Annotated in this window: 9 protein-coding genes; 4 read left to right on the top strand and 5 right to left on the bottom strand. The window is 70.7% G+C overall.

Annotation, left to right across the window (positions count from 1 at the left end):
* The first annotated feature begins 102 nt into the window (after positions 1-102).
* A complete protein-coding gene (locus HET64_RS33440) occupies positions 103-510 on the top strand; it encodes a hypothetical protein (RefSeq protein WP_215110935.1) in 408 nt (135 codons plus the stop codon).
* Between the two features lie 125 nt (positions 511-635).
* Here HET64_RS33440 and HET64_RS33435 read toward each other — a convergent pair whose 3' ends face one another.
* Positions 636-1,769, bottom strand: coding sequence for an alpha/beta hydrolase (locus tag HET64_RS33435; RefSeq protein ID WP_215110933.1), 1,134 nt, complete (start codon positions 1,767-1,769; stop codon positions 636-638).
* A gap of 97 nt (positions 1,770-1,866) precedes the next feature.
* On the opposite strand from HET64_RS33435, the gene HET64_RS33430 reads away from it, so the two are divergent.
* Complete coding sequence (locus HET64_RS33430; RefSeq protein ID WP_215110932.1) at positions 1,867-2,706, top strand: class I SAM-dependent methyltransferase; 840 nt, start codon at positions 1,867-1,869, stop codon at positions 2,704-2,706.
* Positions 2,707-2,818: 112 nt separating this feature from the next.
* On the opposite strand, the gene HET64_RS39725 is transcribed toward HET64_RS33430, so the two are convergent.
* Positions 2,819-2,947, bottom strand: coding sequence for a hypothetical protein (locus tag HET64_RS39725; protein WP_285801929.1), 129 nt, complete (start codon positions 2,945-2,947; stop codon positions 2,819-2,821).
* 281 nt (positions 2,948-3,228) lie between these two features.
* On the opposite strand from HET64_RS39725, the gene HET64_RS33420 reads away from it, so the two are divergent.
* Together HET64_RS33420 and HET64_RS33415 are read left to right on the top strand one after the other, a co-directional pair.
* Complete coding sequence (locus HET64_RS33420; RefSeq protein WP_215110931.1) at positions 3,229-3,768, top strand: ATP-binding protein; 540 nt, start codon at positions 3,229-3,231, stop codon at positions 3,766-3,768.
* Positions 3,769-3,829: 61 nt separating this feature from the next.
* On the top strand, positions 3,830-4,456 hold the full coding sequence (locus HET64_RS33415; RefSeq protein WP_215110929.1) for a DUF1707 domain-containing protein: 627 nt from the start codon (positions 3,830-3,832) through the stop codon (positions 4,454-4,456).
* A 176-nt stretch (positions 4,457-4,632) separates the two neighbouring features.
* Here the strand turns inward: HET64_RS33415 and HET64_RS33410 are convergent, their stop codons facing one another.
* The 3 genes from HET64_RS33410 to HET64_RS33395 form a co-directional block, all read right to left on the bottom strand.
* Complete coding sequence (locus tag HET64_RS33410; RefSeq protein WP_215110928.1) at positions 4,633-5,343, bottom strand: HNH endonuclease family protein; 711 nt, start codon at positions 5,341-5,343, stop codon at positions 4,633-4,635.
* A gap of 161 nt (positions 5,344-5,504) precedes the next feature.
* On the bottom strand, positions 5,505-6,284 hold the full coding sequence (locus tag HET64_RS33405; RefSeq protein WP_308370418.1) for a hypothetical protein: 780 nt from the start codon (positions 6,282-6,284) through the stop codon (positions 5,505-5,507).
* A 335-nt stretch (positions 6,285-6,619) separates the two neighbouring features.
* Positions 6,620-7,405: an SAM-dependent methyltransferase gene (locus tag HET64_RS33395; protein ID WP_215110926.1), complete on the bottom strand. Its 786-nt coding sequence runs from the start codon at positions 7,403-7,405 to the stop codon at positions 6,620-6,622.
* Positions 7,406-7,954: the final 549 nt, after the last annotated feature.

Raw genomic sequence — 7,954 nt, 5'->3', positions numbered from 1 at the left:
GAGATGTGTATAAGAGCCAGCCCCAGCCCCAGCCCCAGCCGTTCCGTGCACTGCCGTTCCGCGCACCGTCGTTCCGGCGGCCCGTTCTCTGGAGCCCACCGCATGAACAACCTGACCGACCTGACCCACCTGAACCGCCCGGCCCGCCCGGAGCTCCGGTCCGTCGTCGGGATCCCGAGGTCCACCCCGGCCCGCCCGCTCGACCTGCGCGTCCGCGCCCAGCGGATCCAGATCGACGAGCTCATCGTCGACGACCCCCGTCAGGTACTCGCTCACGCGGGGCAGGCCGCCCTCAACGACCCGGACACGGCCGCTCTGCTGGGGCACAATCCGGCCACCCCGTTGTCGTTGCCCGCCGCGGCGGCGCTCCTGTGCGCGCTCTACGACACGGACGTCCTCACGGCCATGGGGCTGCGCCTCACCCGCCACACCACCCGTGTCTCCGCCTCCAACCAGCAGACGGAGCCCGTCTCGCTGGTACGGTCCACCGCCCCGGACCAGGAGGGCTGACCCGCTTCCCCGGCCCGGCCCCTTGTCAGACCGACGCAGACCGACGCAGAGCGGCGCAGACCGAATCGGACTCACTCGGACCGACGTGGACTGACGCAGGTCGGCTCGGAGTGACTCAGGTCGACTCAGGCCGACTTCCCCGGGGCGGTCACCCACGCGGCGAAGTCTTCGATGCCGTCGATGAGCGCCTCGAAGCGGAAGGAGTGGAAGAGGTCGAAGGCATGGTGCGCGCCGGGCAGTTCGACGTACACGACCGGCGAGGCGGAGACGGAGCGCAGAGCGGTGACCAGGGCCCGGGGGTTCTCGGTGTCCACCAGTTCGTCCAGGTCCCCGTGCGCGACGAGGAACGGTGGCGCGTCCGCCCGGACGAGGTTCACCGGCGAGGTCGCCGGGTCTCCGTCGAAGTACTCCGCGAGAAAGCCGTTGAGGACGACGGCGGCGGTCACCGAGGTGTCGGCCTCCTCGAACCCGGGCTGGTAGGCCGGTTCATCGGGGGTGAGTGCGGCTTGCGCCGCCATGTGCCCACCCGCTGAGCTCCCCGCCACGAACAGGGCCGCCTGGGGCGCCGCGCCGTACTCCGCGGCGTGTTCGCGCGCCCAGGCGATGACCTTCTTCGCGTCGATCAGATGGGCGGGGTGCGGAAAGTCGGGCCGTAGACGGTAGTTGGCGCTGATACAGACCCAGCCCCGGGCGGCGAGCCGGTAGAGCAGGGGCAGCGACTGCGTGTCCTTGCGGCCCTGGTCGTAGTGGCCGCCGTGGAAGTGGATCATCACGGGGCCGCCCTCGGGGCGCGAGCGGTGGTGGTAGACGTCGAGGAGGTTGCGGCGGCCCCCGTCCCCGTAACCGAGGTTGCTCACCCGCTTGACGTCACGGCGGCGGCGCAGGACGGGCCTGAGCAGGATGCGGGCCAGTGGCGGCCGGCGGCGCGTCCCCGTACCGGCGCCCAGCGCGTCGTCCAGGGCGAGACGCACCACGGCGGCCGCCCGCATCCCGCGCCGGGTGACCACCACGAGCCCGCCGGACGCGACCGCTGCCAGCCCGACGTTCACCCGGTCGGCGGTCGTGGCGATGTCGCCCTCGGAGAAGGCCAGCGCCGTCGACGCCACCAGCGCGTAGAGGGCGACGTGCGGGATCTCGTTGAAGACCAGGCCGAGCCGGTAGCTGAAGTAGAAGAGCGGCTGCGGCCCACGTATGCGCACCAGGCAGAACACGACGATCAGCAGGGCCAGTACCACGGTCACCAGATAACCCACAGCCATCACAGCACCCCGCTGGACACGCGCCCCGGCAAAACCCCTCTGTGATACCACGGATGGGGTGGCCATACCTGCCGGCCTAGGGATTAGCATCCTCCGCGTGCCCGATATCACCGCGCATGCGCGACGAGACGACAGCCCGGAGGAGTCGCGGCGGGAACTGCTGCGGCGGACCTTCGAGGACGACGCGGAGCTGTACGACCGGGCCAGGCCCGGATATCCGCCGGAGCTGTACGACGACCTCGCGGAGGTCACCGGGGTCCGTCCGGGCTGTCGCGTGCTGGAGATCGGCTGTGGGACGGGCCAGGCGACGGTGCCCCTGGCCGGGCTGGGCTGTCGGGTCACCGCTGTCGAGGCGGGGCAGCGCATGTCCGCGATCGCTCGCCGCAACCTGGCCGGGGCTCCGGCCGCGGAGGTGGTGACGGCGGAGTTCGAGAGCTGGCCACTGCCGGCGGAGCCGTTCGACGTGGTTCTCGCGGCGACCGCGTTCCACTGGATCGATCCGACGGTGCGCGTGCACAGGGCCGCCGATGCCCTGCGTCCCGGTGGGGCGCTCGCCGTGGTGCGCAGTCAGCACGTGATGGGCGGCACCGAGGAGTTCTTCGTTGAGGTCCAGCGCTGCTACGAACGGTTCGATCCGGCGACGCCGCCCGGGATCCGGCCTCCGGCGGCCGGTGAGGTCGACCATTCCGACCACGCGGAGGAGGTGGCGGGCAGCGGGCGGTTCAGCGGCACCGTCTTCCGCCGCCACGCGTGGGAACTCACCTACACCACCGCGGAGTACCTGGACCTCCTGCGGACCTACTCCGGCCACCGGGCGCTTCCGGAAGCCGCCAGGAGCGGGCTGCTGGCGTGCGTCTCCGCCCTGATCGACGGGCGCTACGGTGGTCGGGTGACCAAGCGCTATCTCATTGAGCTGGGAGTGTCGTACCGGCTCTGAAGCCTCCGCGAGAACGGGTGGTCACTGTCCGGGCCGGCCGGTCCCGTTGGCCGGCGAGCGGTGAAATGACGGTCAGGGGTGGTTGCCGCAAGGCGGACGGGGCCCAGGAGCGTCAGTGGATCGGCGTCCAGTACGGGAGGGCTTCGTCCAGCAGCGGATGCTCCGGGTTCTCCCGGACGAGGCAGCCCCGCACCGGACCGGGCACCTGCGGGCCCATCGCATCCGCCGGCCCTTCGGTCACGGTACGCAGGACGGCATCCAGCCTCGATGGCCGGCTCGGCAGCCGGAGGAAGCAGCGAAGCGCAGGAGACCGGAGCATGCGACCTCAGCCGGCCGGTGAGGCCGCGCCAGGCTTCCACGACCTTCTGTTCATCGTTCACTCTGCCCATTTTTGACCGGCCATGACGTCGCTGAGCGACTCTTCGAAGAGCCGCATGAGTTCGCGTCACCGCGGGGCGTCGGTGGCCTCCCGCCGGGGAAAGACAGTGGTGGTCCGTCCGGCTTACCTGACACGATCCGGACGTGACCACCTTGTTCCTGATGGTCGGCCTGCCGGGGGCCGGAAAGACCACACGAGCCCGGCAGCTCGCCGGGGAGCACGGCGCGCTGCGCCTGACGCCCGACGAGTGGATGCTCCCCCTGTTCGGCGAGGCCGAGCCGGACGGGAAGCGCGACGTGCTGGAGGGGCGCATGCTCTGGCTCGCCCTGGAAGCGGTACGGCTGGGGACCGACGTGGTCGTGGACTACGGCTGTTGGTCCCGCGACGAGCGGTCCGCGATCCGCTGGTTGGCGGAGGCGGAGGGGGCCTGCTTCCGCATGGTCTACCTGCCCGTCGACGACGAGACGCAACGCGCCCGGATCGCCCACCGCCGGGCGACCGCCGCCGGGGAGACCTACCCGCTCGCCGAGGCCGACATCCTCCACGGGCGGGAGCACTTCGAGGAGCCCGGCGCGGCGGAACGGGAAGGCCGCGCGAGCTCCGTCCCGCCTCCCGGGTGGCCGGGCTGGCCGGAGTGGGCCGCCGACCGGTGGCCGTCGTTCGCCCGGCCGTCCACCCCGTGACCAGTCCCTGCGGCAGGGCCGTCCCCACGAGGTCGCCCGCCGCCCGCCTATTCTTGTGGCCATGACAGCCCAGCTTCCGGAGCCCTCTCCGCGCCCTGTTCCCCCAGGAGGGCTTCGCGCCTCTCACGACGACCGGGAAGCCGTGGTGGACCGGCTGCGTGATGCGGCGGCCGAGGGCCGCATCGATTTCGATGAGCTGGAGTCGCGTCTGGAGCTGGCGCTGACGGCCAGGACGCACGGCGAACTGGCAGCTCTTACCGATGACTTGCCGACGCCGTACTCCTCCCCGGCCACGGGCTCGGCCTTGGTGGGCCGGTCGCCACTGGTGCTGAAGGGCGGCATGCTCGGTGCGTCCCGAGGCCCCGGGCGCTGGGAGGTTCCGGGACACGTGATCGCTCACGGAGGCGTGGGGGGTGTGAAGCTCGACTTCACCCGGACCGAGTGCCGCCTCACGGAGGTCGTCGTGGAGGCGTACGGGGAGACGTCCGGTGTCACGGTCGTCATCCCCGACGGATGGGTCGCGGACACCGGTGGCATCGATCCCGGCTTCGGCGGCCTGACGGACAAGACCACTTCCGACCGACTCCCGGGAACGCCACTGGTCCGGCTCACCGGATCCGGCGGCGCGGGCGGAGTGGTCGTCCGCCACCCCGACAAGCGGGAGCGCCGCAAGCTGGACGCCCTCTAGGCGCTGCTCGCGGTCGGCCAGGACCCGAGGCGCCGGGCCCGCCACGGTCGTGGTGGACCCGACACCTTCCCCGTCGCAGCCGCTACCGCCGGCCCGCCGGCACCGCGGGGATCACTTCACCGCGACGTTGTCCCCGGACGAAAGTGAGCGGGGCCGGCTTGTCGTTCTCGGGTGGGTCAGGCCACCGGCGCGTAGCGCACGACGGTGTCCTCGCACGGCCCCTCGGCGTACACCTTCAGCGCTTCCAGCTCGCGGTCGTCCGCGGTGAGTTGCCAGCGGAGCTTGGTCGCCACCCATTCCCCCGTGTACCGGCACTGGACCTCCGGGGACGGCGGCATCCAGTCCGCCGGGTCCTTCTCCGCCTTCTGCCGGTTGATGCGTGCCGTCACCGCGACCAGGGAGACGTCCGCCCCCTGGTCGTTCGCGTAGGCCTCCCGCCGTTCCGCGGTCCAGGCGGAGGCGCCGGAGTCCCAGGCCTCGCCGAGCGCGACGAGGTGGGCGACGTCCAGGGACCCGGTGCCGACGACGTCCTGGCCGTCGAAGTAGGACGTCCACCTGCCGCCGGTCAGCTTGCAGCCGGGCTCGACGGTCGGTGCGACGACCGCTTCGGCGAGGAGGACCTCGGCTCGGGTGTCGCACCCGTCCGTCGTGTCCTCACCCGCGTTCCAGTGCCGGAAGGACGAGGAGGTGTAACCGGTGCGGATCTCCTCGGTCACCTTCAGCAGACCGACCGCGTCGGCCAGGGTCGTCACCTCCGCCACCGGAGCAGCCGGAGCGGCGGGAGCTGCCTGCGCGGCGGGAAGCGGGAGAAGGGGGACGAGCGCGAGGGAGAGGGCGAGGGAGAGCGGGAGCGCGCTGAGACCGCGCTTGAGGTTCTTGATCACCACCGCGTTCTACCGGTCACCCCCGGCCCCGGTGCAGCCCGGGCGGTCGCGCTCACCCGCCCGGGTCAGCGAGTTCACCGGAGGAACGCTTCCGCAACCCGTACTCCGCGAGCAGCGTGTACTCCGCGACCGGTCCCCCCCCGACACGCTTCCACCGGCCGCGCCTACCTGATGGCGACCCTGTCCCCGGCCGACGAGCTCGCGCCGGACGTCGTGTTGCCGTAGTACGTCCAGCGCCACGTCCCCGCCCCGGTGGCCTTCACCGTGGTCTTCAGGGCTCCCGTCTTGCTCGACGTCGCCTTCTTGACCGTCTTGTACGAGGAGGAGCCCGCGGCCTTGAACTGCAGGCTCACGGAGCGGCCCCCGTACCCCTGGTACGTGTGGGTGTCCCAGTTCGCCCGGCTGACCTTCCCGGTCACGGTGAGCGTCTTCCCCTTCACGACCGGCTCCGGAGAGGCGTTGACCGTGACACGGGTGGCCCGCTTCACCTGCAACGGGATCTTCATGTCGTCGGTGTCCTCCTTGCCCTTGGGGAGGTACAGCTGCGCGGCGGTCTTCCAGGCGCCGGCGTCCTCGTTACCGAAGTCGTAGTGCCGCGGGTCGATGGTCAGCCACTCCTCGAAGTCGCAGATCCCCTTCGCCTTGTTCACGACCACGCAGTCGTTGATGAGGATGGAGTTCCACAGCGTCTCGCTGGAGCCGAGCTTGCCCCGGTAGGGGAACACCGTCGGGTAGGACTTGTGCTTGAGTTTGGTCGTCATCCGGAAGGTCACGTACAGCTCGACCTCCTTCTTGACCCCGATCACGATCGGCTTCCCGCCGTTCACCGTGACCCGGGAGAAGGCGACCCCGCCCTCCGCCGCCCCGGCCGGCACCGCCGCCACTCCGGCGAACACGGCCGCGGCCGCACCGGCCACCACCGCTCTCCGCGTCGATCTCTTCACGTCGAACCCGTCCTCTCCCCAGCCGCCCGGGGCCGCGCGCGCGGGCGCGCCTGCCCGAGGTTTTCCTCGCGGCTGACCAGGAGACCAGGGAGGGGGGTGCGCGGTTGTGCGCGGTGCGGCAACGATTTGATCACCACGGCAGGGCACGGCACGGCCTTGCTCCGGCTCGGTGTCCGGCCGTCTGCGCCGTGGGGCCGGCCGGCGGGCTCAGAGAGATCGGCAGATCTCGCGGCGGTGGGCGCCGGCGAGTACCCAGACGACGAGCCGGCCGCCCTCCACCGTGTAGACGGCCCGGTCGCGCACGGAGGCGTCACGTGTGCCGAGGAGGCTTCCGGTCAGGGGACCCGGGCCACGGCCACGTAGATGCCGCTGAACTCCTGTGTGGGCGCGGGCGTGCCGTTGAACCACTCCGGGGCCTTCACCAGGCCGGGGTCGACGATCTCCAGGCCCTCGAAGAACCGCGAGAACTCCTCACGGCTCCGCAGGGCCAGCTGGATGCCGCCCTTCTTGTACTCGTCCTCGCTCTGCTGCCCTATCTCCTCGTTCACGTCGGACGCGCCGTGGGACAGCACGACGTAGCTGCCGGGGGCCATGGTGTTCGTGAACGTACGGATGATGCCGATCGGGTCCTCGGCGTCAGGGAGGAAGTGGAGCAGCCCGAGGAGCGACAGGGCGATCGGGCGGTCGAAGTCCAGGGTCTCGCGGGCCGCGTCGAGGATGATCGCGGGCTCGCGGACGTCGGCGTGGACGTAGTCCGTCACGCCTTCCGGATGGCTGACCAGCAGCGCTTCCGCGTGGCGCAGAACGATGGGGTCGTTGTCGCAGTAGACGACCCGGGCGGAGGAGCGGAGTTCCTGGGCCGTCTGGTGCAGGTTCGGCTCGGTGGGGATGCCCGTTCCGATGTCCAGGAACTGCGTCACGCCCTCGCCCGCCAGCCAGGCCGTCGCGCGGTTCATGAAGGAGCGCTGCTGCCGGGCGCCGACCTTCGCCTCGATGGGCAGGAGTTCGGCCACCTGCTGGTCCACCGGATAGTTGTCCTTGCCGCCGAGCAGCGCGTCGTAGACCCGGGCCGAGTGCGGCTTGCTCGTGTCGATCGGGGGGTGAGGCGCCTGTGCCGTCATACCGAACTCCAGATACACGTGGTGTGGACCATTCAGTCGACGCAGTCTGCCACAGCAACTACGGCCCTGGAGCGGGGACGTTGGGAGCCCCGTACTGCACTGGCCGGCCCGTGAAGACGTCCCAGGACGATGCGCCCGTCGACCGGTCGATCGGGTTCAACGCTCACGGATGCGCCAGGGCGGCACCTGCGGTCCATAGAGAGCGGATCTCTATCGGATCTCCTCGGAGCTTCCCGACGCTGCCTTTCTGTGCAGTGAGTGGGCCCACGTTTGCCGTTTCATCATCAATGGCGGGTGAAGAGGGCGTGTGCGCGGGAGGGTCTCATGTCTGTGATGGCTTGTTCTTCGGTGGCGACGGCTGGAAATGGATCACGTTTGAATCGGAGGGGAGTAATCCTCTGCTTGCGGGCGGCGGCTCCCCTCGTCGGCGTATCGCGTTGGGTCGACGTACCGCGTTGACCCGTCCCCGGACGGCAACCGAAGATCGCTGGTGTGAACCCCCCTTCTGACACGCCACCGCCACCGCCACCGCCCCCGTCTCCCTGGTCC

Origin of the sequence: Streptomyces sp. McG3, assembly GCF_018619185.1 — a bacterium.
GTDB lineage: Bacteria > Actinomycetota > Actinomycetes > Streptomycetales > Streptomycetaceae > Streptomyces.
Note: the sequence above shows the minus strand (reverse complement) of the source record. Positions and strands in the feature narration are given on the sequence as shown.